Raw genomic sequence first — 311 nt, forward strand, 5'->3', positions numbered from 1 at the left:
GCCCGACGCCGTGCCGGCCTTGTCCGTCGCCGTCACCTTGATGGTGTAGGCGCCCATGGGCGTGCCCGTCTTCAGGGTCACCTTGCCCGTGGTTTTGTTGATGGAGGCGTACTTGGTGCCGGAGCAGGTGTAGGTCACCCCGGTCTTGGCACCCGTGGCCTTCACGGTAAAGGTCTGGGCCTTCTTGAGAGCGCCCTTGGACAGCAGCGACGCCGCATAGCTCTTGGTGGCGCTGCTCATCTTCAGCGTATGGGCTACAGGAGCGGCCGTGGCGCTGTTCAGCTTGGCCACCTCGGAGCGGCCCACGAAGG

General features: G+C 65.3%; 1 protein-coding gene. It reads right to left on the bottom strand.

Going from position 1 to position 311, the window contains the following annotated elements; all coding sequences use genetic code 11:
• Positions 1–311: hypothetical protein (locus PZH32_RS12455; protein ID WP_275208560.1), on the bottom strand; the 311-nt coding region annotated here is incomplete at both ends.

This window comes from Adlercreutzia equolifaciens, from assembly GCF_029076695.1.
Classification (GTDB): domain Bacteria; phylum Actinomycetota; class Coriobacteriia; order Coriobacteriales; family Eggerthellaceae; genus Adlercreutzia; species Adlercreutzia equolifaciens_A.